Annotated in this window: 22 protein-coding genes and 1 pseudogene; 9 read left to right on the forward strand and 14 right to left on the reverse strand. The window is 37.9% G+C overall.

Annotation, left to right across the window (positions count from 1 at the left end):
- Positions 1-58: 58 nt before the first annotated feature.
- Complete coding sequence (gene trmD, locus D1092_RS08215) at positions 59-757, reverse strand: tRNA (guanosine(37)-N1)-methyltransferase TrmD (protein WP_120121404.1); 699 nt, start codon at positions 755-757, stop codon at positions 59-61.
- A gap of 301 nt (positions 758-1,058) precedes the next feature.
- Positions 1,059-1,604 carry a ribosome maturation factor RimM gene (gene rimM / locus D1092_RS08220; RefSeq protein ID WP_120121406.1) on the reverse strand — a complete coding sequence of 182 codons (546 nt, stop codon included), beginning with the start codon at positions 1,602-1,604 and terminating at the stop codon, positions 1,059-1,061.
- Between the two features lie 131 nt (positions 1,605-1,735).
- Here rimM and D1092_RS08225 point away from each other — a divergent pair, with 131 nt between their 5' ends.
- Together D1092_RS08225 and D1092_RS08230 are read left to right on the forward strand one after the other, a co-directional pair.
- A complete protein-coding gene (locus D1092_RS08225; RefSeq protein WP_120121407.1) occupies positions 1,736-2,557 on the forward strand; it encodes a SapC family protein in 822 nt (273 codons plus the stop codon).
- A gap of 3 nt (positions 2,558-2,560) precedes the next feature.
- Positions 2,561-3,529: a tyrosine recombinase XerC gene (locus D1092_RS08230; RefSeq protein ID WP_120121409.1), complete on the forward strand. Its 969-nt coding sequence runs from the start codon at positions 2,561-2,563 to the stop codon at positions 3,527-3,529.
- A 20-nt stretch (positions 3,530-3,549) separates the two neighbouring features.
- On the opposite strand, the gene D1092_RS08235 is transcribed toward D1092_RS08230, so the two are convergent.
- Entirely contained in the window at positions 3,550-3,822 is a 273-nt protein-coding gene (locus D1092_RS08235; RefSeq protein WP_120121411.1) for a BolA family protein, read from the reverse strand.
- Between the two features lie 123 nt (positions 3,823-3,945).
- Between D1092_RS08235 and D1092_RS08240 the strand changes: the two genes are divergently transcribed.
- From D1092_RS08240 to cobT, 3 genes are all read left to right on the forward strand, one after another.
- The gene (locus D1092_RS08240) at positions 3,946-4,566 is read left to right on the forward strand and encodes a J domain-containing protein (protein WP_120121413.1); all 621 of its coding nucleotides are present in this window, start codon (positions 3,946-3,948) and stop codon (positions 4,564-4,566) included.
- Between the two features lie 216 nt (positions 4,567-4,782).
- Positions 4,783-5,763 (forward strand): cobaltochelatase subunit CobS, encoded by a 981-nt coding sequence (gene cobS / locus D1092_RS08245; RefSeq protein ID WP_120121415.1) that lies wholly within the window; start codon positions 4,783-4,785, stop codon positions 5,761-5,763.
- 15 nt (positions 5,764-5,778) lie between these two features.
- Positions 5,779-7,671 (forward strand): cobaltochelatase subunit CobT, encoded by a 1,893-nt coding sequence (gene cobT, locus D1092_RS08250; RefSeq protein ID WP_120121417.1) that lies wholly within the window; start codon positions 5,779-5,781, stop codon positions 7,669-7,671.
- A gap of 57 nt (positions 7,672-7,728) precedes the next feature.
- Here the strand turns inward: cobT and D1092_RS10065 are convergent.
- From D1092_RS10065 to rpmB, 6 genes and pseudogenes are all read right to left on the reverse strand, one after another.
- Positions 7,729-8,169 (reverse strand): annotated as a pseudogene (locus D1092_RS10065) (HaeIII family restriction endonuclease).
- Between the two features lie 55 nt (positions 8,170-8,224).
- Entirely contained in the window at positions 8,225-8,596 is a 372-nt protein-coding gene (locus D1092_RS10170) for a HaeIII family restriction endonuclease (RefSeq protein WP_120122715.1), read from the reverse strand.
- A gap of 243 nt (positions 8,597-8,839) precedes the next feature.
- On the reverse strand, positions 8,840-9,073 hold the full coding sequence (locus D1092_RS08270) for a DNA adenine methylase (protein WP_120121422.1): 234 nt from the start codon (positions 9,071-9,073) through the stop codon (positions 8,840-8,842).
- A 1,376-nt stretch (positions 9,074-10,449) separates the two neighbouring features.
- Positions 10,450-12,234 carry an MFS transporter gene (locus tag D1092_RS08285; RefSeq protein ID WP_120121424.1) on the reverse strand — a complete coding sequence of 595 codons (1,785 nt, stop codon included), beginning with the start codon at positions 12,232-12,234 and terminating at the stop codon, positions 10,450-10,452.
- Positions 12,235-12,816: 582 nt separating this feature from the next.
- Entirely contained in the window at positions 12,817-13,500 is a 684-nt protein-coding gene (locus D1092_RS08295; protein ID WP_120121426.1) for a VUT family protein, read from the reverse strand.
- 131 nt (positions 13,501-13,631) lie between these two features.
- Positions 13,632-13,949, reverse strand: a complete 318-nt coding sequence (rpmB, locus tag D1092_RS08300) for a 50S ribosomal protein L28 (protein ID WP_120121428.1) — start codon at positions 13,947-13,949, stop codon at positions 13,632-13,634.
- A gap of 300 nt (positions 13,950-14,249) precedes the next feature.
- On the opposite strand from rpmB, the gene D1092_RS08305 reads away from it, so the two are divergent.
- From D1092_RS08305 to D1092_RS08315, 3 genes are all read left to right on the forward strand, one after another.
- Positions 14,250-15,032 (forward strand): SURF1 family protein, encoded by a 783-nt coding sequence (locus tag D1092_RS08305; RefSeq protein ID WP_120121430.1) that lies wholly within the window; start codon positions 14,250-14,252, stop codon positions 15,030-15,032.
- Between the two features lie 966 nt (positions 15,033-15,998).
- The gene (purH, locus tag D1092_RS08310; protein WP_120122716.1) at positions 15,999-17,618 is read left to right on the forward strand and encodes a bifunctional phosphoribosylaminoimidazolecarboxamide formyltransferase/IMP cyclohydrolase; all 1,620 of its coding nucleotides are present in this window, start codon (positions 15,999-16,001) and stop codon (positions 17,616-17,618) included.
- Between the two features lie 368 nt (positions 17,619-17,986).
- Positions 17,987-18,139, forward strand: a complete 153-nt coding sequence (locus D1092_RS08315; protein ID WP_120121431.1) for a DUF1127 domain-containing protein — start codon at positions 17,987-17,989, stop codon at positions 18,137-18,139.
- Positions 18,140-18,981: 842 nt separating this feature from the next.
- On the opposite strand, the gene D1092_RS08320 is transcribed toward D1092_RS08315, so the two are convergent.
- From D1092_RS08320 to htpX, 3 genes are all read right to left on the reverse strand, one after another.
- Positions 18,982-20,697 (reverse strand): heparinase II/III family protein, encoded by a 1,716-nt coding sequence (locus tag D1092_RS08320; protein ID WP_120121433.1) that lies wholly within the window; start codon positions 20,695-20,697, stop codon positions 18,982-18,984.
- 64 nt (positions 20,698-20,761) lie between these two features.
- The gene (locus D1092_RS08325) at positions 20,762-22,126 is read right to left on the reverse strand and encodes an RsmB/NOP family class I SAM-dependent RNA methyltransferase (protein ID WP_120122717.1); all 1,365 of its coding nucleotides are present in this window, start codon (positions 22,124-22,126) and stop codon (positions 20,762-20,764) included.
- 60 nt (positions 22,127-22,186) lie between these two features.
- Complete coding sequence (gene htpX / locus D1092_RS08330) at positions 22,187-23,233, reverse strand: zinc metalloprotease HtpX (protein ID WP_120121435.1); 1,047 nt, start codon at positions 23,231-23,233, stop codon at positions 22,187-22,189.
- An 83-nt stretch (positions 23,234-23,316) separates the two neighbouring features.
- Between htpX and D1092_RS08335 the strand changes: the two genes are divergently transcribed.
- Positions 23,317-23,532, forward strand: a complete 216-nt coding sequence (locus tag D1092_RS08335; RefSeq protein WP_120121436.1) for a DUF1674 domain-containing protein — start codon at positions 23,317-23,319, stop codon at positions 23,530-23,532.
- A gap of 135 nt (positions 23,533-23,667) precedes the next feature.
- On the opposite strand, the gene rpsP is transcribed toward D1092_RS08335, so the two are convergent.
- Both rpsP and D1092_RS08345 read right to left on the reverse strand, forming a co-directional pair.
- Positions 23,668-24,045, reverse strand: a complete 378-nt coding sequence (gene rpsP, locus D1092_RS08340; RefSeq protein WP_120121438.1) for a 30S ribosomal protein S16 — start codon at positions 24,043-24,045, stop codon at positions 23,668-23,670.
- A 15-nt stretch (positions 24,046-24,060) separates the two neighbouring features.
- Positions 24,061-24,390 (reverse strand): chorismate mutase, encoded by a 330-nt coding sequence (locus D1092_RS08345; protein ID WP_120121440.1) that lies wholly within the window; start codon positions 24,388-24,390, stop codon positions 24,061-24,063.
- Positions 24,391-24,411: the final 21 nt, after the last annotated feature.

Below are 24,411 nucleotides of genomic sequence, written 5' to 3' on the forward strand. Positions count from 1 at the left end.
TTTTATTCAAAATTCTCTCAAAAAGAAAGTCATGCCATACACCACCTTATCCTATGAATCAAGTTTTCTGACGATTTTTATCATAACGCGCATAAAGATCAGGACGACGTTGACGTGTTAACAATTCGGCTTGACTTTGACGCCAATCTGCAATCGCTTTGTGATGACCTGAGGTCAACACGGACGGAATACCTCGCCCTTCGAAAAGAGAAGGACGCGTATATTGGGGATGTTCCAACAAACAATTTTCAAAACTTTCACACTTTGCAGAAGCTTCATTTCCCATCACACCGGGGAGAAGACGGATAATAGCATCTAAGATAACCAATGCGGCAGTTTCACCCCCTGAAAGAATATAATCACCAATAGAGACTTCTTTTAATTCTCGTGCTTCTATGACTCGCTCATCAACGCCTTCAAAACGTCCACAAACCAATGTTATGCCCGAATCACTAGCCAAACTACGCGCATAAGCTTGGTCAAAAGGGCGCCCACGTGGACTCATCAGTAATCTTGGCGAATCCTTTGGACAATAATCCAGCGCAGCTGCTAAGACATCTGCCCGCATCACCATACCAGCCCCCCCACCAGCGGGTGTATCGTCAACGCTATGGTGTTTATCCAAAGCAAAATCTCTAATCTGCACTGTCTCCAGTGACCAAATTCCACGTTTTAAAGCTTGCCCTGCTAAAGAATATCCTAAAAAACCAGGGAACATTTCAGGATAAAGAGTTAAAACGCGCGCCTGAAACTTCATTGTTATTTTTTCATCCTCAATTTATTCAACAAACTCTTTTAAGTCAAAATGGCATAAACAATATTAATATAACGCTATAGCGTTAATTAGAATCTTCTTAACCTGCAACCTATTCAACACTGTACTTTTCGTACTTACACCTTCAAAAAAGACTCTAAAACTCAGGAATATTTTGAGATAAAATGCTACAATATCTGCTCAAAATGTTCTCTTAATCTTTTCATACTGTTCACTTTTTATTGACAAAATTCACCAGTTATTTTTACTTCCACCTTTATTTTCATAGATTAAAGTTGTTTTCTTACTGATCATTTTCTCTCCCATCGCTAAGGCCAGCGGCCATGGGATCAACAATAAGGAAACCAGAATCCATACAAATTTCTGGTACCGCCACCTTACTAAAGGGAATAAGCACTCTTTTACCTGTATTCAAACCTATTTCAAGTAAATCACCAGCCCCGAAATTATAAAAACCACATACTTCCCCTAAGATTTTTCCCCCATATTCTTGAACACGCAAGCCTATTAAATCAACTTGATAAAACTCATCCTCATCCAAATCATCAATCAATTGATTACGCATCACATAAAGGCGAATTCCTTTTAAAGACTCAGCATCATTACGATTATCGATCCCTTTAAAACGCACAATCGCGTTATTTTTTTGTGTGCGAAGAGTTACAATTTCATAAGAACGCCCCATATCATCATAAAGAGTCCTGTAAGACTTAAAACGTTGTGGCTCGGCACTCAAAATTTTAACAAAAACATCTCCTCTTATACCGTGAGGCACACCAATAATGGCAAGATAGACTTTATTTTTAAGCTTTTCTTTATTATACTTCATGCAAAAATGTTATCTCTCAAAAATGAACCCTCAATCTTAATCATTTCTATTCAATCTTGTTGCCATATAAGACAATCTTCCCAAAAGACCTTTCTTGGTAACAAAAACAAATTAATAAAGGAGAAAGTCTTATGGCAAATATTATGCTATTTTACAAAGATATCACGCCAATCAACAAAGTTTCACATAAAAATCTAAAATTTGCGCCACCAAGTGATATGTCTTTTGCCAAAGATACGCACTGGGTTCCCTTAGCAAGTACTGAATATTTTCAAGCAGCCCTAGACTATCCCATTTTGTTTATGTGCGCTGAAGATGAACAAAAAAAACGGCACTATACATCCGCTGCTCTTGTTGGTCTTTCTAACGACGAAAATGACTATATCGCTTCTGATAAAAGTTGGAAAACCAATACTTATGTTCCGGCTTTTGTTCGCCGCTATCCTTTTGTTTTAGCACAAATTAGCAATGAAAAAGAGCTTTCTGTTTGCTTTGATCAACAGTCAGGAATGTTTAATGAAGTTGCAGGAACAGAACTTTTTAACTCTGATGGCTCTATTTCTCCTTTTATGGAAGAACGTATTCGTTTTCTTGAAAGTTTTAAAGTCGCAATGGAGAAAACCTCTGAATTTATTGATGCTCTTGTGGAAATGGATCTTCTCAGTCAAAAATCAATCAATGTGAAAAACGATCAAGGTCTCTCGGCGCAATTAGAAAATTTTTGGGTTGTTGACGAAGAAAAATTGAATAAATTATCGGCAAGCCAACTTGCCAAACTTCATAAAAATGGCTTTTTAGGATTAATTTTTGCGCATTTAATGTCAACACATAATCTTTTAAAAATACTCTCTCTCAAAGGTGAAAAACAACTTATCAATCGTGAAGAGCAACCTGAAAAGAAGAATGGTCTCATCGACGATAAAAAATCTACAAAGAAAGAAACCCTCAACTAGATAATGCCAATAAAAAACGACAAGAGAAAAGATGAAAATAGTCCTCTCATTCCAGCCGACCATGCGGTTTTAACTGCAAGGAAAAACTGGTTAGAGCATCTCGTAAAAACCCGTCGTATGTCCGTACAAACAGCACAAGCCTATGAACGTGATACGCGGCAATTTTTATCTTTTCTCTGTCAACATTTAAACCAAGCACCAACTTTCACAGATCTAGCTCATTTACGCGTTAATGATTTGCGTGCTTATCTTGCTTATCGGCGTACAAACAATGTCAGTGCACGCTCTTTAAGCCGCGCGATAGCAGGCATCCGTTCCTTTTTCAAATACCTATCTCGCGAAGGAATCGTCAATATTCCCGCAGCTCAGCTTATCCGAAGCCCCAAACATCCAAAGTCGCTCCCCAAACCTTTAGCGATACAATCAGCTCTTCACGTTGTCAAACAAGAAAATCAGCTAGAAAACGAACCTTGGATTAACGCGCGTAACGCAGCTGTCCTTATGCTTCTCTATGGCTGTGGAATGCGAATATCAGAAGCCTTAAGCCTTACACCAGAACAATTTTCTGATCTTGAAAAAACAAGCTTATACATAACAGGAAAAGGGGGGAAAACACGCCTTGTCCCTCTCATCAAAATTGTTCACGAAGCTGTACAAAATTATCTCAAATGTTGCCCATATCCTTTAAAAGATAACCAACCCATGTTTCGCGGTGCGCGAGGTGGTCCCTTACAGCCAGCTATTATTCAAAAAACTGTACGCAACTTACGCACAAGTCTTGGTTTGCCAGAAACAGCCACCCCCCATACACTACGTCATTCTTTTGCCACCCATCTTTTATCACGAGGGGGAGATCTGCGAACGATTCAAGAACTTCTTGGGCACGCGAGTCTTTCCACCACACAAACCTATACCCATGTTGATACAGATCATTTGCTGGAAATTTATCAAAAGACCCATCCTCGTTCTTAAAAAAAGCCTCATCAAAAAAATTAAAGTGTTTCAACCTCAAGTGCCAAGGCATGGACACAAGTTGCTAACTCTTCTTGTAAAACTTTATAAATCGCTCGATGGATTTCTACGCGCGTCATCTTGGAAAAAGAAGAAGATAAAATTTTCACGCGAAAATGTGTTTCTCCTTTACCATCAAAAGCATGTTCATTATGAGGATGTCCCTCATGAAGATGACTTTCATTAATCACTTCAAGTTTCTGCGGATGAAAAGCATCCTGAAGCTTTCTCTTGATTATTGTTTCTATAGACATTTTTCATTCCTTAACAAAATGAAAGTGTAAGAATACACCTTTTCCATAATTAAATAAGTGTGAAAACAAATTTTTTAAAAGTCAATTCTTGTAAAATTAATCAATTTTGCATAAACCAATAATATGGCAATAACATCTAAATTATTCGATTCAATTCGCATAAGCTCAAATAAAAAACAAAAATCTGAGCCAGAAGCGCAGCAGTGTCAGTGGGAAGGGTGTGAAAAGACAGGAACCCATAGAGCACCGGCAGGTCGAAATCATGAAGGACAATATCTACATTTTTGTATTGAGCACGTGCGTGCCTATAATAAAAATTTTAATTACTTCTCGGGTCTTAGCAATCAAGATATTGCAAAATTCCAAAAGGACGCTCTTACAGGGCATCGTCCAACATGGCCTACAGATCTTAGCAATGGTACATCGAAAAAAACTGCTGCCAATTATGCAAAGATTCGCTCTGGAACAGCAGCCTATCAAAATCGTATGCGTGATCCCTTCACGCTTTTTACGGGACGGCATTCAAGCAATAAATTCTCAAGAAAATTAAAGCCCTTAGAAGCAAAAGCTTTTGATACATTGGGACTACAAGCAAACGCTTCAGCAGAAGATATCAAAATGAAATATAAAGAGCTGGTAAAAAAACACCATCCTGATTCCAATGGTGGTAATCGTGCTTCTGAAGAGCGCTTTCGCGATGTTTTGCATGCTTATAATTTGCTTAAAAAATCTGGTTTATGCTAAAAAATACGCATTGATTAACCCATTGTCATTGAGATCATCACTCTTTACATAAAACATTCTTGTCTTCACAAAACATGATAGAATAGATAAAAACGATCTTTCTTCATCTCATCTTTCTTCATCTCTAAGACTCTCGTTAGAGCATTGCATAAATGCTCTAACTCTTGTATCGTTTCCTCATGAAATAAATAGCGTTCTTTCCTAGCCAGAAACATCATGACAAATCTTAACCTTGAAAATACACCCGATATTACACTTTGCGCTCGTGACTTATTTCATATCGAAACAGATATGAAAGTTCCTGCCTTTAGTACAAAAAATTCACATGTTCCTGATATTGATCCCGATTATCTTTTTGATCCGCAAACAACTTTAGCGATTCTTGCAGGTTTTACTTTTAACCGTCGTGTCATGGTTTCCGGCTATCACGGTACAGGCAAATCAACGCATATTGAACAAGTTGCTGCCCGCCTCAATTGGCCTTGTCTTCGCATTAATCTCGACAGTCATGTAAGTCGTATCGATCTTGTAGGAAAAGACGCGATTGTTTTAAAAGATGGCTTACAAGTCACTGAATTTAAAGAAGGCATTTTACCATGGGCTTATCAAAATAATATTGCTCTTGTTTTCGACGAATATGATGCGGGACGTCCTGATGTTATGTTTGTTATCCAACGTATTCTTGAAACCTCTGGCAAACTCAGCTTACTTGATCAAAGCCGTGTTATCTCTCCTCACCCAGCATTTCGTCTTTTTGCAACGGCCAATACTATTGGGCTTGGTGATACAACAGGGCTTTATCATGGTACCCAACAAATCAATCAAGCCCAAATGGACCGCTGGTCTATTATTACGATACTTAATTATTTACCCCATGATAAAGAGGTTGATATTGTTTGTTCAAAGGTCAAATCTTTTCAAACGGCTGAGGGGAAAAAGACAATTTCACAAATGGTTCACGTTGCTGATATGGTCCGCCAAGCTTTTATCAATGGGGATCTTTCAACAGTCATGAGCCCGCGGACTGTCATTACTTGGGCAGAAAATACCACAATTTTTCAAGATATTGGCTTTGCCTTCCGATTAACCTTTCTCAATAAATGTGATGAACTCGAACGTGCCAGTGTCGCAGAATTTTACCAACGCGCCTTTGGACAAGAGCTTCCAGAATCACTTATGCAGGGTGTCTTGTCTTAAAGGAATATGTCAATTATGGCGACCACCCCTGACGACAACAGTAAAAATCAAATAAACAATCCTCCCCTCAATACACTTGATAGTGGAGCGTTTAAGAAAGCTCTTTCCACTTGTATGCGTGCCATTGCAGGTACATCCCACCTTGAAGTTTCCTTTAGTCATAACCGTCCATCTTTAAGCGAAAATTGTGCACGTTTACCAGAATTACCACAACGCGCTACAGATAAAGATATCACCATTACCCGCGGCTTAGGTGATTCCATGGCTCTGCGCAAAGCATGGCATGATAACCGCATTCACATGCAATTTTCTCCTCTAACATCAGAAGCACAAGCTATCTTTGATGCCCTTGAACAAACACGTATCGAAGCAATCGGTACTTTAGCCATGGAGGGGCTTGCAAAAAATCTTGATATCATGCTCGCCGATAAATACAAAAGAGCTCATTATGAAAAGATTAATAACCAAAGTGAAGCCCCTATCCAAGAAGCGATTGCTCTTTTATTGCGCGAAAAAATAACAAAGCGTACAGCCCCAAAAGAAGCAGGTCCTGTCTTAGAATTATGGCGCCAAGAACTTGAACAAAAAGCTGCAGCAGAGCTCAATGAGCTCACGCATCATATTTACAATCAACAAGCTTTTGCACAGATCGTTCGCCAAATGCTTGCTACCCTCCAAATGACGGTGCAACAAGATGAAACTTCTAACAGTGAAAATGATAAAAAATTAAAAAACGAATGTGAACCTCAAAATCAAACAGAAGAAGAAAGTAAAAACGAAAAACATACTCAAAGTGAAGAACAAACCAGCACTGAACAAGAAAGTGATGCACAAGACGAAGGAAAAACACAAGCGACACAAACAAATGACATTGATCAAACTGACGGTGAGCAAAAAAATAGCTCTTGGCAAGAAAAGCCAGACAAATTCAAACGTCTTTTTTCCGATTCAGAGCAAATGGAAAAACTTGGCAATTATAAAATCTTCACCCGTCAATTTGATGAAATTTTAGAAGCAACCGATTTTTGTTCTGAAAACGAGTTAGATCACTTACGCCGTTGTCTTGATAAGCAAATTAATCATCTTCAAAACATTGTTGGACGTTTAGCTAACCGCCTCCAGCGGCGCCTTATGGCACAACAAAATCGCAACTGGAATTTTGACCTTGAAGAAGGATATCTTGATACAGCAAGGCTTCCACGACTGATTATTGATCCCATGCAGCCCCTTTCTTTTAAAATGGAAAGTAACACCCAATTTCGAGATACGGTTGTTTCACTCCTCATTGATAATTCTGGTTCAATGCGCGGACGCCCCATTAGCGTTGCCGCAAGTTGTGCTGATATTTTAGCACAAACGCTTGAGCGTTGTGGTGTCAAAGTTGAAATTTTAGGTTTTACCACCAAAACTTGGAAAGGGGGAAAATCACGCGAAAAATGGCTCGAACAACATAAACCTCATCATCCTGGACGTCTGAATGATTTGTGCCATATCATCTATAAAAGTGCTGATACCCCATGGCGTCGCGCACGCCGCAATCTAGGTTTGATGATGCAAGAAGGATTACTCAAAGAAAATATCGACGGGGAAGCTTTAATTTGGGCGCATCAACGCCTTTTATCACGCCGTGAACAACGCCGTATTCTCATGGTCATTTCTGATGGTGCCCCTGTTGACGACTCAACACTATCGGTCAACGCCAGCAACTACCTAGAAAAACATTTACGCGCAGTGATTCAAGAAATCCAAACCCATTCCCCTATCGAACTCATTGCCATTGGAATTGGTCATGATGTCACCCGTTATTACCAACGTGCTGTAACAATTATGAATGCCGAAGAGCTTGCAGGTGCCATAACAAAACAATTAGAAGCACTTTTTAGTGATAAAACACCTAAAACTTTATGAGAAATAAACCCGCCTTAAATCAGCAACAGTTATATTTTAAAAAAACCATTTCTATCATTAAACCATAGGAATTTGATGACTAACAACCTGAGAAGATAATCCCACAAATTGAATATCAAACTTTAAGGACGCTTCTACTTTACTAGATGCATTATGAATTCTAAAAGAAATACTCCATCCATCTTCAAAAATCATAATAAGTTTGTTTTTACTTTCTTCCTTTATTGAAACTGATAAAATTTTGCTAGGAATTCTCCATTTACAACCATATCCTAGGGTACCATTCATATTAAAATACTGAATAATTACCCGTTTTTATTTAGATCTTGTATCTATCATAATTTTATAAAAATCATAAGAACCTATAACATACTGAAACAATAGTTTAACAAACTCATCTTGATAATCTAAACAAAGCCTTTGAAGTTCTTTCGAGAAAGATTCTAAAATTGCTAGATAAATTCTACTTTCTTTATCACCTATGTCTCTAAAAAACATTTTCTTAATTTCTAAGCTCTATTCAATAATCAAAAATAGGCCTAATTTCATTAAACTAAACACTGCTACAAGGATAACCTGTCCATTCTTTACCAAAATCTATTTTACTGGAAAAGCGAGGATGTTTGATAGCGCTATGATTATGTTTTGCAGAAATACCAATAGGATTTTCAGGAACTTTTAAAATAATATCACGGACATCTCCTTTGATCCCAACAGAATCTTCTTGAAGAACAATCGTTTTCGTATTTCTAATATTTTTATCATGTAACTGTAAGAAAACAGCTGCTTCAATAGAAGCAAGATTTAAAAGTCTTCTGTCAGTGTCATTAAATAAATTATAAAAAGATTCCGCTACTTGAAAGGATGAATTAAACTCTATAGGAGCCTTTGTTGCTTTTTTTAAAACCCCATGGCCAAAGCATATTCAAAGGCTTTTCCATTTTCTACTTAATTCATGTGATTTCCTAAAGATCCTTACTCAAAACTACAAGTTCATTTGACTTTTTACTGTTTCCCATACCGTAAGTCCATTCAGGATTAAGTATTTTATGTTCTTTATAAAGTTCTCTAACTTCCACACAATCATTATAAGATAAAACCCGACTTTAACGTTTTCTTAAAAATTCAGCAAGAGCTTGATGATCAAAAGAATGATGTTATCGCCTTTTTAACCGTAAAGTTTTTGATTAATAAGACATGGAGGATCACAATAAAGAAAATCATTAAAGTGTTTAGGAATACTTTCTGTAAAATCTCTGTGTTCCACTGTAAAATTTTCAATCTTAAAATCTTTAAGCCGTTCAATAGAACGATAATTGAAGCGAGGATATCCTAAAGACATACCGCCAGAAAGTGTTGTTCCAGAAAAAGAAGAACGATTAAGAGCAAAAAACGGCAGCAATCTCTAATTGATTTTTAATACTTCCAAAAGTTTTTTGGAGATTATAAAAGATTACAGGGGCCATATCTTCATATTCTCTCACTTTCTCTGCAAGAGCTGAAGCATCTTTCAAAAGCATCTGCCAAAAAATAACAAGCGGCTTAAAAGCATCATAAGCATAAACCTTTGTTCCTATTTTTGCTAAGGTTAATTCAATTGAACCGCCTTCCTTAGCTAGCCCCCTTTAAGTAAGATAATAAGGCCACCTGCTATACTGTTCTGATTGGGGGTGAGCTCAGCTTTATAATAAACATCAAGCTGAAATACCTATAATTCTTTCTCATCAACGATATTTAAGAAATCCAAATCTGGAATTTTTGAAGGAAATTTCAAACGCTGTTTTATTCCAAACAAATTATTCTTATCTATCCTATCAATAAAATAATTTCACTGCTCAAAATTAATACTTACATTGAAATCAATAATTTCACCTATTCCTATCGTTTTAATAGATTTTATTAATCCAGAATTAATAATTTTAGCCATTTCAACTTTTTAAAAAAATCTTCCAACCCAAAGAAATAGCTTAAAGAATTTGAAAAGTGTTTACTTTTATTTATTGATCTTTCATTTACAGATTTTATAAAATCGTCCGGCATTTCTCCGTGACTAGGTGAGAATGGCAACTCCATAGCAAAGAGCGAAATAACTTTATCCCGACCAGTAAATAAAATATCAGTGCTGTTTTTTTAACTAACACACCAGAAGAACTATGAAAAGAATCTGATAGTTTATATTTATTGGTGTAAACTCTGATGCGTATATCCATATTTTATCTCACAGCCAGAAAAAATCCCGTACCATATTTAACTGAAATGTATTCTCGTATTTTTTTTATTTTCAAAATTAACTAAAATGAACTCGGGAGGTGCGATACATATTAGAGCTAACACTTCTGCCAAATCGAATCTCTCCGATAAAGTAATCGTCACACTATATAGTACGCTATCTTTTTTCATACATTCTATGTTACGCACCCACTTTTGTTTATATTTTTTACTGTCTAGATTTCTTATCTCTGAAATAACATCTGTGCCTATTTGTATCCCTAAAAAGAACGGATTACTCTTTAATAGCTTAAAATATGGTTGAATATAGATGTGCCCCCCCTGTTGCAACCCGAAAATATTTTTTAAAAATGAGACACATACAAGTATATTTATGAAGTAAACCATAATCGAGCTCAAAAGGCTCTCCACCAGAAAGAATAATAAAATCAGATTTTATGTCATTTATTGTATATAAAGATTCAGGCAAGGCGTCATTTCTCACCATATTCCATCGAATACAGACAATGATTGCAGCCCGCACTGCAATTTTCATTACAAATTACAATATTATCGCTCATGAAATTTCCTATTCAAGTTCATATAATCCAATACTAATTGTTTCATGAAAATATTTTGGTATGGAGAAAGATCAGAAATTTTTTTAGCCACAAACGCTTTTATCATTGGTAAAGCTTCATCCTTTGATATAGACAGCAAATGAGAAATATAGTCTATCCGTTCTTCTAAATTGAGAGATAACCTTGGACTGGTGAAAAATGTTAAGATATCCAATTCCGGACTGGCTTCTTGACATAAATCCCAATCCACTACCATAAAAGAACCATCAGGAGTAACAATGATATTATCAGGATGTAAATCTCCATGTGATAAAGTTATATTCCTGCTTAATCGATCTTGAAAGATCTTATTGATTTGATCAATAATCGCCTTTTGATGTAGCAAATCCATTCGGCTCAATACAGTACCCCGGATAAACTCCCATTCGACGACTTCATCGCAAAGTGTTATCAAATTTGGTGCAGGATAGAGACTTTGTCGAAAAGAGCCATCCTTGATGTTTTCATTAATGCACGATGCTGCCGGATAAATTTGCCCATAGCAAAACTCTTGATGCTTGCGTTTCAAGAAATGTTGTTTTGACGATTGTGCATTTTCAGGCTGTAACCAAATGATTTCTTGTTTTCTGACAAAAATAATTAAAGCAGACACCCCAAAAATCACAGCCATAATCACTGCCAACCACAAATTAGCTTGCCAGAATGTTGAAAAAACATGACCGTATAAAAAACTGAATGCAAAGGATACAACAGCTGTAATAATGGCTGTAAATGATAAAACAGTCGCGATAGCTTTGGGATCAATCAGTGAATTTATAAGAAGAGACGACAGATAAGATCGATAAGCAGATTTAAAAACACATAGCAGTAAAAATCCTAATATAAGAGCCGCAATGATTTGAAATGACATAAGAAAAAAAGCAATGGTTACCATACAACCAATCATTAAAACGGGGAAAATAGGATTTTGAAACTTTGAAAAATACTTCTGAAACAATATATTGGAACTTGCTGAAAAAAAATTCCCAATGATAAAAATAATCGAAACCAAAATAGCAGGTTGAAATGGCAAAAAATCAGAAAATGCGATAGAAACAGTTCGATTATTAACCAAAATAGCAAAAGCTGAAACTGCACTTAAAAAAATAAGAGTGAAGCGATAAGGATTTCTGACTTCTTTACGGCTAGCGCACATAACTGTGAAAATACTCGGATGAGCCTTGATATGAAAACTATCTAATCCCTTCGTCAGTTTTGAAAACATAAAAATAGCAAAAATTAATGAAAGGACTTGAAAAATCACAGGCAATGCAGGATGCACATAATAAAGTATTCCCCCTAAAAAAATAAGTACCGTTGTCACACTATAGGTAACAGCAGCCACTTCGGACTTAACAGAAAACAGTGTGCGATGCTTTGGTACTACAGAAAAGAGTAAACTATCTTCCGCACCTGAGAAACAAGCGGCTGCTAATGTAATACACAACAAATAAGTGGCGTAAGCAAAATATGCATAATTCATAAAAAGAGCTAAAAAACCGCAAAGAAAGAAAAACAGCCCAGTATAAATAACACGCTTACTTCCATAAACATCTGATAACAAACCCAAGGGGACTTCTAAGACCAAAGGAAGCAATAAAAAATAACTACCGATTAAAACAATATCCGCTTGCGAGAGATGCAATTTTTCCGACAAAAAAAGTGGTAAAACAGCAACCACTAGAGCAGTAGACTTGCTAACACTATAAATCTTAAATTGCTTAACCTTATCCACAAAATACCTTCCCACGACATCCGCTACATGCGCCAGATTCTTTCAAAGATTTTAAAACGCTTTGAGCAGACCAATCTATTGCCTCATAATTTTGTAGATTCCTAAAAACTTCTGAATAAAAGCAATTTTTTAAATCTCCATTATAGTCCAATACCAAGGATGAAAATGGAAATAAACACATTAACGGCGACGAAACGTACGTAGAATTTTCGCCTAAGTAATAATTAATACAATTTACAAAATTTTGTGACGTCCATGAGATTTTTCTTTCTTGGAACTTTTTATCTATATAAATCTGGAGGGGGGATTTTTTTCTTGATAATTCATCTCTCAAATGAAAAAGTGAGGCGTTTGACGTAAGAGTTTTGTTTCTTAAAGCCTTAGATCTATCCTTTGTATTATTTTTTCTAGAAAAACTAAATGACGACGTATCGAGCGGGCTAAATCCGATATAATCAACATCTTTGCTTATACAAAAATCGAATCTGACGCACTAATCAAGGCTTCCTTCTTTAAAAGACGCCATTATAGAATATAATGTACAATTGTCTTTCCCTTAGGAAAACAAGAGAACAAAAATTATCACTTGTTACAAGCAAAAGAGGAATCATCCTTTGCATGGCTTTGATAAAGAGGGAGTTTCACAATGTTAAGAATTGTTCCATAAGGAATCAACATCAACAGGCTCATAATAATTTTTACGGAGAAATCGCCAAAAGCAAGCGAAAGCCAAACGGGCATGCCTATCCCTCCCAGAACAGTGCTCTCTACCAGTGAACTATCAGCATAGCCTGTCATCTTATCAAGAATGGCAAAAGAGCTCGAAAAAGCAAGAGCAAAAAACAACAATGTATCCAATGCCGAACCAACCAACGCCGCTGCTAAGGGTGCTTTCCACCATGTTTTCCGTCTCAAAGGCGTAAAAACAACGATATCAAGGAGTTGCCCAAATAAAAATGCTAAACTAGAAGCAAGTGCAAGCCGTGGTGTTGCCAATATCCAAGAAACAAAAACACCAGCAAAAAAACCAGCATAAACCACGCGCCGCGCAGCAGATGGACCATAAAAACGATTGGTCAAATCATTGATGAGAAAAGCAAATGGATAGGTAAAAGCCCCATAAGTCAAAAGCTCATTTAAATCAAACCAATAGACGGGATATTGAACCAAAATATTAGAAGCAGTGACCGCAAGGCACATTGCTAAAATAGAGAAAACAACATATCTTCTCTTTTGCTGTTCTAATAAAAGACCGCTTGAAAACATTTTTTTTAACCTGGGGTATGGAACCAATAAAATAATAGAGCGATCAGAGAGAGAAAAGCCTCAAAAGCAAACTTCTAGAACAAAGATCGGTGATTAAAATGTCAATCCGCTAAAGATAATGATACGAACAATCACGCTGCTTGTTCAGCCTTTTGCTCACTTTCTTGCTCAGCTTTTTTCTTAACGATTTGGCGTTTTAACAAACGCGCACGTTGTGACAACTCTTTATCGTCTGCCTTGACCAAAAAGCCATCAAGACCACCACGATGCTCAACAGAACGCAACGCACTCGCTGAAATACGCAAGCGATAACTTTGCTGCAACACTTCTGAAATCAATGTCACATTGCAAAGATTTGGCAAAAAACGACGCCGAGTCTTATTATTCGCATGGCTAACATTATTACCATACAGAACCGTTTTCCCTGTCAATTCACATGCACGAGACATAAACTTCACCCTTAAACTCTTAAGAAACTTTCAAATCCCTATACCCCAAAAACACAATGAACGCAAAACACGCACAATGCAACCTTGAATGGGCATCATTGGGAAGTTTCTTTCTAATAGGGGCTCGACAACAAAAGGTCAAGTCTTTTATAAAACCTTTTTCATTTCTTGGCTGACTCATCCTTCATCTTTTTCCAAAATCAAGGCGTGCAAATTTTGCTAAAAAGCGTACAAAATACTTTTTTCAAAGTCATACCGTGTTAGAATAAAAATCTATTGTCCTGAAAGGAAGCATACATCATGAGCAAAAAAGCCCCCCCCATGACAAAGCTTCAAGGAAATTCTTGCCGTTTTTCTTTTCTTTTATTTGGAACTTTATGTGTTTGTTTTTTTCTTCTCTTTAGTGCATTAGGCATATGGCAAGTACAACGGTTAAACTGGAAAACAAATCTTATCACCAGTGCCAATCAGCGCGTTCACTTAGCCCCCATAAAAGCCCCTAGGAAAGATCAATGGGCAGAGGTTACTTTTGAAAAAGATGAATATCGACCGGTTGTGATCACAGGAAATTTTTTAAAAAATAAAAATATTTTGGTCACGGCTGCTGCTCAAAACACTACGGGCTACTGGGTTTTGACTCCTTTAAAAACCGCAGACAACACACTGATCTTTATCAACCGTGGCTTTATCCCCATGGATGAGCGTAATAACTTTCAGCACTCAGATCCATCGCATACACATGCCTCATCTCAGCAAAATTCGACCACAAACACAGAACAAACGACAATTATCGGTTTATTACGCATGAGTGAAAAAAATGGATTTTTTCCACGCAAAAATAATCCTGACAAAAATGTATGGTACACGCGTGATCTTCCCGCCATGGCACAAAAACTTGGGTTATCCACTGTTGCCCCTTATTTTATTGATGCCAGAAAAACATCTCCACAAGCAAACCTTCCTGTTGCTGGTCTTACGATGATCCATTTTCGGAACAATCATCTTGTTTACGCAATCACATGGTTTATTTTAGCTGCTGGCATGTTAGGTGCTTTTTTCTTTCTGCTACGGCAAAAAGCTTAAAAAATAACAAGTAAAACATCCATTCCCAATATAGTTTTCATTAAACTATCTGGCCTTTTCATAATAAAAGAGATCTTAACATTGTTATATTGAACGTTTACACAACACAAAATTTGTTTTTTTAAGAAGCAATTATTTGATTTATAATTGTAATCTTATCATTTTCTAACTTTGAAAAAAATCTCAAATATCTGTAAAACGCTCTTTTTCTTCAAATCTTCTGATCAAAACCAGCAAAATCATTCTCGTACTTCCTCCCTCCTCTCAAATACCAAATATTATTAAAACAAACGTTATTGAAGTATAAAAAGAATGAGCGTCCCGACCTCGCACCTTTAATTACAGATCATAGATATAATGAATTTGTTATACTATTCACGAAGGATTTATACGACACTCTTCACAAGACAACTATAAGTTGATTCATTGAAAAATACTTACTTTAAAATAAACGCGCGTGAATGCACACTATAATAGTATTTTATTTTGCATGAAAAACATGATCTCATTAAAAAGGCAATCCCTAAAAATGTGGCGCAATACGTCATTTCCACTTTTACAAAAACATAAAAATTAAAAATGACAGAAACAATGATCACGCGTTTCGACTATTACAATTTTATATTTCTGCTGATTATTTCCCATCTCTCAAAGATAACTCAAACGGGTATGTGGAACATTCTTGCCTTTATCTCACAGACAAAAGTGAATACAATAAAAAATATATACAAATGCGTTTTGTATTTCAAACCTGCTATGAAGATAAAAGATTGAGTTAAATGAGACTTTTATACCTATCATAACACCTCCAATGACGGCATTTTACAGTATAAGAAAAAAGGAGAGACATCGTATATTTTAAAAAGATAATTTATCCTTTCAGTGTATTTTGCTAAAGGCTTGTGTTACAAATGTATAAACTTTTTTTCTGGAATTTTAACTCTTTCATTTTTTAAGGCTTCTGTTATGGGTGTCGTTGCCAAAAATTTTTCTATACCTGATCTTCATCAGGTTCGTCGTGTGCTTCTTTCTGTGTCTGATAAAACGGGTGTGGTTGCTTTTGCAAAAGCCCTTCATACAACTTACAATATTGAATTGATTTCAACAGGAGGAACAGCCAAAACTCTCATAGCTGCTGGTTTACCTGTAAAAGATGTTGCTGAAGTTACTGGATTTCCTGAAATAATGGATGGGCGTGTAAAAACACTCCATCCTTTGATTCATGGTGCGTTGTTAGGAGTAAGAGAAGATCCTAGCCATAGGGAAGCTATGGAAAAGAACAACATTCATGGAATTGATCTCTTGGTGGTAAATCTTTATCCTTTTGAAGAGACACTCCAATCGGGAGCTGATTCACAAACAATTCTTGAAAATATTGATATCGGTGGACCGGCGATGATTCGCGCTGCGGCAAAAAATTATGCTTATACCGGTGTTGTAACAGCGATAAATGATTACGATTCGATTCTAGAAGAATTAAAACAGCATAACGGATGTTTAAGCTTATCCATGCGCCATCAATTAGCAATGCGTGCGTATGCGCACACCGCTGCTTATGACACGGCAATAGCCGCATGGTTTGCACGGGATTTAAAAATTGAAACACCATCATGGCAGAGCTTTTCTGGTCGTCTTGAAAGTATTATGCGCTATGGAGAAAATCCACATCAACAGGCAGCATTTTATCGCAATAATGAAAAACGTTTTGGCGTTGCAACAGCAAAACTTTTACAAGGTAAAGCACTCTCTTATAACAATCTGAATGACACAGATGCAGCCTTTGAGCTTGTGGCAGAATTCGATCCGCAAAAAACCGCTGCTGTTGCTCTTATTAAGCATGCCAATCCTTGTGGTGTTGCAGAAGGAAAAAATTTGAAAGAAGCTTATTTGAAAGCTCTTATGTGTGATAATGTATCAGCATTTGGTGGAATTGTCGCTTTAAATCAAACCCTTGATGAGGAATGTGCAGAGGAGATTGTTAAAGTTTTCACGGAAGTGATTATTGCGCCTGATGCAACAATGGCGGCACGTGAAATTATTTCCAAGAAAAAAAATCTTCGTTTGCTTATTACAGGTGGCGTTCCTAATCCCCGTAGTGGAGGACTGCTTGCAAAAACACTTGCAGGAGGCATTTTAGTGCAATCACGTGATAATGTGGTGGTTGATGATCTTAAATTGCAAGTGGTGACAAAACGAGCACCAACTCAAGATGAAATGCGTGATCTTCAATTTGCTTTTCGTGTAGCAAAACACGTTAAATCAAATGCTATTGTATATGCAAAAAATAGTGCAACAGTTGGTATTGGCGCTGGACAAATGAGCCGCATCGATTCAGCAAAAATTGCTGCAAATAAAGCCGCAGAAAGTGCAAGGAGAGCAGGCTTAACAGAAACTCTCACAAAAGGATCAGTGGTTGCATCCGATGCATTTTTTCCTTTTGCAGATGGTTTATTAGCAGCAGCTGAAGCCGGTGCAACGGCAGTCATTCAACCAGGAGGTTCCATGCGAGATGAAGAAGTTATCACTGCTGCGGATGCTCAAGGGTTAGCGATGGTTTTTACAGGAATACGACATTTCCGTCATTAATATAATTGGAATGATCTCCTCTTCATATAAGACAAACGTTATATAAGACAAACATTTCAAGAAATTTTTCATAAGTCATATGTCGGCTGATAACTGTTAAAATAGGAGCAGTTATTCAATCGAGAGGATTTACGCATAATAGAGAAGTTATTACCACAGAAAATGCACATAATTTAGTCATTATTTTAGGAATAAGATATCATCCTTATTAATAGATTTAATACATTTTCCCTTTTACATTAAACCCATATTAAAGAGGTTTTATTTTTGTATGTAGATGCATACCTGTTATGACATTATAGCACGAACTATTTTTAGTAATATGCTCTATCTTAAACTGAAGATGTAACAAAGTTTGAGTAGAGGATATGAATATTTTACGTTCTTATAGTAATTGGCGCCGTTATCGCCGAACCGTTAATGCGTTGAGCCGTCTTTCAACATATGAACTTAATGATCTTGGCATTTGCCGAGGTGATATTGATTCCGTTGCGCGACGCTATTTGCGTAAATCTTTCTAAGAGTTGTTTGAAAAATATTTGAGAGGATACTTTACTATAAAGAAACGAACACTTTGAGGTTTGCTGTTATGACTTCGTTTTTAGTGTAATAAGGCTCTAGTGTAATCACACAAAGGTATAATAACATAAAGCAGAAGGGATTTTTCTCTGAGTGTTTTGCTGTAATGCCGTTTCTTAAATTCTCAATATTTCTATGACAGACGGTTTCCGATTTATCAAAAATGTTCATTATTTTGCGTGTTTGATGAAAGACTCTACTGTAGGAGTATCTTATTCCAAATCTATTGATATTGGATCAACTAAAGCCCTGTCTCTTGTACATGACAAGCAAGAAGAGTCTGCGTAGAATGAAATTGTAAAAAAGAAACTAAAATACCTATAATGAACCCTCTCAAGCGCCAAGGAGAGTATCGCAACATTAAAAGCAGACCTAGATGTATTATGATGCCAGCGTATTACGCTATAAGCGGCTATAATGTAATCAAAACCAAGAATATTGATCACGGTAGTCTCCTCCAGAACTTTTTGAAGATAAGAAACCGTTTTTAATTTTCTCTTAAGACCTTTAAAGAATGAAGATTCTTAAAACCAGTACGGATCTGTCAATAACGATCTGTTAACATCCCCATTTCCACTTGAGAATCCCCCTTCTTAGCACAACCACATGAGGACTTTATAAGCAAATTTTGCTTCAAAATATCTATCCCACACGCTTACAAAAAATACTTCCGTATAAAAATTTACACAGTTCTTAAATAGGATATACCCCCCAATAAACGATGATGTTTTAAGACATGAAAATAAAACGTTATAGACGATAAGAACAATGTTTTGATTTTTTATCAAACGGCTTTACGGATAAAACGCCAGCGAACCTTTTCCTGAAATGCAGGGCGAAAATATAAAACGATCTGCTGTGTCCGTTGTGGACCTGCTAATTCCGCAAAATCAACCGAATCTTCAAGACAAATATCCACATCAGGCGAAATAAAATACCATACTTGCTCGCCCCTCACGTGCCCATTCTTTACCGCTAAACACACACGTTCACCATCGTAGTTAACATCAACTTGTGGATGAAGATGAAACCGAACAGCAACATGATCTTGTTCACTTTGCGCTCTTTTATGTCTCTTTCCCTCTTTATTGGGCATAAAAAAACGATCAAAGCCTTCGATCATATCTCCATTTGTCGCCAAAATAAGACCACGCTCATGAATAAGATTAAAGGGGCGCACATAACCATTATGGCTCGCAATAAAACCTGTTTTTTCTGAATCCTCTATACGGTGCACTTTAACTTCCCTGGGACCCTCAAACAAAAGAGAGGCGCCATTTTTCTTTTTTTTGTAAAAAACGCCCACCGAACAATCATTAAGCGTCGCTGTTGAATGAGCTGCGGTAACACGCCCTAAATGTCGATAGTCTTCCCGTCCATTAGGGTTAACACCAGTATTGATAATAAAACGGTGTCCTTGTGAAGACATTTCAAAAGATAAACATCCTGAACAAGCCTGTTGCGCTACAAAGCGTGGTGGAAATTTCCCCGTATCGGCAATAATTGTTGTTTGATTGGCTTTTAAACGCTGAAACCCTGAATAACGCGCATAACTAAAAGGATGACCTCCTGTTTCATCAAGCTCCAAAAGTGTCGATAACCGTTCCGACACAAGGGGACCAACCCCATTAAAATGCGCCAATGTTTGATCCTCATGGATAAAGAATCGCAAAGCTGGTAACATACGCTCAACAGAATCAATCAAAATACGGGGTGCCGTTTCATTGCTTCGCATAAAAAAGTAACGTAAAGATAATAAATCTGATAATAAATTAAGCAAAATGATAGGGCTACGGGAAATATGCCCACCATCAATCAAAATCTGAAGCGAAAGTTCTTCTATAAGCGTGTTTTGTACCTTTTTTTTCACGGTTGCAGAAATAGGTAAAGCAAGAGATGCGAATGTCAAAGCTATTGCTGCTTGTAACCGTTGATCATTGTGCTCCATACTGCAAATTATTACGCGCAAATAACGAAACTGCAAACCAAGCGCACGTAAAAAGTGTTTTTCAAACCGCTCGCTTGCCCCTTCTAACAACATTTTTGAGTGACAAATCCACGAGATCAAACGCCGCGCTACAACAGGACCACTCCAAGCAAGCCCTTTTACCTTTTTGCCAGCGTGGTTTAGCCAATCTTCTAAAAGAGAACGTGCATGCGCTGTAGCTAAATCACTTTCTGCTGCTTCCATATGGCGCAACCAATGAAAATCGTGCAGAGCCGCCTCCCATTCCAACGTTGGCGAAACCAATGAAAAGGGTGAAACAGCACCAGAATGAACAGTATGACCCGCAAAAGCAAAACGACCGTGATAAAATTCATGCGCCATCACCGGATCAGCCACATGCAAATCAATGGGGTGGGCTAAAATTTTATGAGGACGAAACCCCGAAAACCGCCAACGAAACAATGGCCCAACCCATAAACGCCGCACAACATGCTGTAGCGTATCGATACAGGCCGCTATTTTTACCTGAGGAGCTTTTACCGCAACCGCCAAAATTCTATCTCCATCCATGCTGAATCAAATACAATTTCGACCATTTTTGTAAATGAAGCGTTAATTAAGCAATTTTTCGTAAGCGCGCAGCAAAAAAACCATCCATTCCTAAAAATGCAGTTTTCTCAGCATCAAAATTTTTATAACAAAAATCCGCCGGCGTCGTGCGCAACATCCCCTCACTAAGCAAATGCGTGAGCTCTCCCATTTCTTCTGGATCAATAGGGTCTAAAACAATATCATTGCGTGTTGATAAAATTTTCTCAATAAGATCTTCACCTTCTTCTCGAGCCAATGAACAATTGGAAAAAACAATCCGTCCCCCCTCCTTTACCAAGGCAATAGCGGCGATAAGCAAATCATATTGCAACGCCGCTAACTTGACCACATCATCCATCGATTTGGTCCATAAAATATCTGGATGACGACGGATTGTTCCTGTAGAAGAACAAGGAGCATCAAGAAGAACCGAATCAAAAAGCTGTGTGGGATGAAAATTTCTCACATCCCCCTGCCAAATATGAACGGAAAAATTGAGCCGTTCCATATTTTCTTTTAAACGCTTGACGCGGTTAGCAGAAAGCTCAATGGCGGTCACCTCTGCCCCCTGCAAAGCCAATTGTGCTGTTTTCCCCCCAGGGCTCGCACAAAGGTCAGCAACATTTTTACCCCGAATCTCTCCGAGTAAACAAGCAGGCAACGCTGAGGCAAAGTCTTGAACCCACCACGCCCCCTCACGATAACCTGGTAAATCAGAAACAGAACACGCCAAACGATTCAATCGAACAGAACCATTGGGCAACACCACACCGCCAAGCTTCTCAGCCCATCCAACACAATCAGATTTTACTGTCAAATCAAGCGGAGGTTCCACACTTTGAATTTCTATAATTTGACGCGCCTTTTCTATTCCATAAGTTGATACTAAAAGCTCTCCAAACCACGCTGGAACACCTTCAACGGTAGGAGTTTGTGGGCGTAAAAGTACCGCCTCACGCGCAACATTGCGCAAAAGAGCATTTACCACCCCTGAAAAACGGCGCATACGAGGATCAAATTTTGCCACACGCACAGCTAAATCAATAGCCGCATGATCAGGAATATCAAGATAAAGAATTTGCGCCACACTAATATGCAAAAGATGCTGAAGTGAAAGTGCTTGTGAGGGTAAAGAGCGCGCTAAAAAGCGTGAGAGAGCCGCCGCAATCGACCCTCGATGACGCAATGACGTTGTCAAAATAGCCCGACACAATAAACGATCTCGTTGTGAAAGTTTTAAATATTGTGGGTGTCCGTGTTCATTATCCGTCAAACCAGAAAGAGGCGTATTCTTATCAACGACCGCCCCTAAAAGACGTACACACACCTGTCGAACAGCCAATCCTGGAACATCTTTTTCAGACACATGCCCCACCTTTTTGTGTTTCAACATAACACCTTTATATCACTGCTTCCTCAAAAGATCCGTCTAAAAATCTCCTCAAAAACTCTATGAACGAGAACTTTTTGAATTTTCATAACGAAGCCAAGAAGGACGTTTTGTAACCCGCTGAAAAGTGCTATCTTCTTTCTTACCTGATGCATGAGCCTGACCACTGCGAAAATCTTCATAATTCATCCGGTTGCTTTTTTCACTTATAGCATCTTCTTTATTCCATACGCCACTTTCAGCAAGAGCCCCTTTCATCTCTTCTGCTTGCCTATAAAGAGCAGCAATACGATTTGCCGTTGCAGGATGTGTTGAAAAAAGACTATCCGCTCCCTTACCGCTCAAAGGATTGATAATAAATAGATGCGCGGTTGCTGGATTATGCTCTGCTTCTTCATTGTAAACCCCATGCCCCCCATCAGCAATTTTACGCAATGCCGAAGCCAACCATAAAGGATTACCACATATTTCAGCTCCCCTACGATCCGCAGCATATTCACGCGTACGGCTAATAGCCATTTGTACGAGCATTGCAGCAAAAGGTGCTATGATGAGTGCAATCAATCCTCCAATTGCCCCAACACCATGAGAATCTTCCGAAGAGCTACGCTGTCCTCCCATAAAGAAAGCAAAATTACCAAGCATTGAAATTGCCCCAGCAATCGTTGCTGTTAGAGTCATGGTTAAGGTATCACGATGCTCAATATGTGCAAGCTCATGCGCCATAACGCCAGCAACTTCTTCTGCACTTAACCGCTCTAACAAACCGCGGCTCGCAGCCACAGCGGCATTTTGAGGATTACGTCCTGTTGCAAAAGCATTCGGCTGCGCGCTATCTAGCACATACACCTTTGGTTGAGGAAGAGAAGCCTTTTTAGCTAAATCGCTTACGATTTTATAATAAACGGGTGCAGAATGCTGATCAACCTCACGCGCCCCGTACATACGCAAAACGATTTTATCTGAATTCCAATAAGAAAAAAAGTTTAAACCACTCGCCATTAAAAGAGCAATGATCATGCCACTGCCCCCTCCAACAAGATAACCAACCCCCATAAAGAGAGCTGTTAAAAAAGCCAAAAGCATGGCTGTACGCATTATGTTCATTACTCAAAAAACTCCATGATAAAAGTCTACCAATACTATATGATGGTGTTTTCTTTCTGCTTCTTCAATGGAATAGGTGTAAAATGAATAAAAAAGATGAAAAAACAAGCCCAAAAAATTCAACTGCCGTTCAACAGCAATCTCTTCCTTCCGCAGCGCAACGCGCCCTTAAAGAAGCTGAAGAAAGACGAAAAGACGAAGCAAAAAAAGAACAACCGTTGGAAAACGGTGGACGCGGCGGCAAAGATCCTTCACGCTATGGAGACTGGGAAATTAAAGGCCGCGCCATCGACTTTTAAAATTGAACTTTAAAAAACCAACACCGTTTTAAATAAACACCTTTTTAAAGAAGATCCGTTTTTGCTAATCAAAAACGGATAATATTTATTCTTTTAGAAGTTTTTTAAAAGGCATTGATTAAGCAATCATGCTTCTTATTCTGAAGCAGTTTCTGCCTCAGCAGCAGCTGCTGCTGCTTCTTCTGCTGCTTGCTTTGCTGCTGCTATACGTTCTTGTGCTTTTTTGCCTGGTTCACCTTTATGTGGATTATTGCGGGTTGGACGCTTTTTTAAGCCAGCCGCATCTAAGAACCGTAAAACGCGATCTGTTGGTTGAGCCCCTTGCCCAAGCCAATATTGGATACGTTCTTCATTAAGTTTCACCCTCGGTTTATCTTTAGGCAACATTGGATCCCATGCACCAACACGTTCAAGAAATCGCCCATCACGCGGACTACGCACATCCGCAACAACGATATGATAATAAGGACGTTTCTTTGAACCTCCACGGGACAAACGAATTTTCAATGCCATATTTTTCTCCTATTGTCAGCTCTGGCTTTCGTTTAAATTAACTTTTTTTGTTTTTTGCTCTTCAGCAATAACTTCATGATGACGCACAACTTCTTTAATAATAAACTTTAAAAATCTTTCAGCAAAATCAGGATCAAGATGACTTTCCATAGCCAATTGCCGCAAACGCGCGATCTGATGCTGCTCACGCAGAGGATCTACTTTAGGCAAATCATAACGGGCTTTTAAGTGCCCAACAGCTTTGGTACAACGAAAACGCTCTGCTAAAATATGAATCAAAGTTGCATCAAAATTATCAATAGATGCTCGTAAATGTGCCAATTCGTTTAATATTGTTTCCTGCATCACATTCCTTTCCCTCTTTGC

Source organism: Bartonella krasnovii (genome assembly GCF_003606345.3).
Taxonomy (GTDB): domain Bacteria; phylum Pseudomonadota; class Alphaproteobacteria; order Rhizobiales; family Rhizobiaceae; genus Bartonella; species Bartonella krasnovii.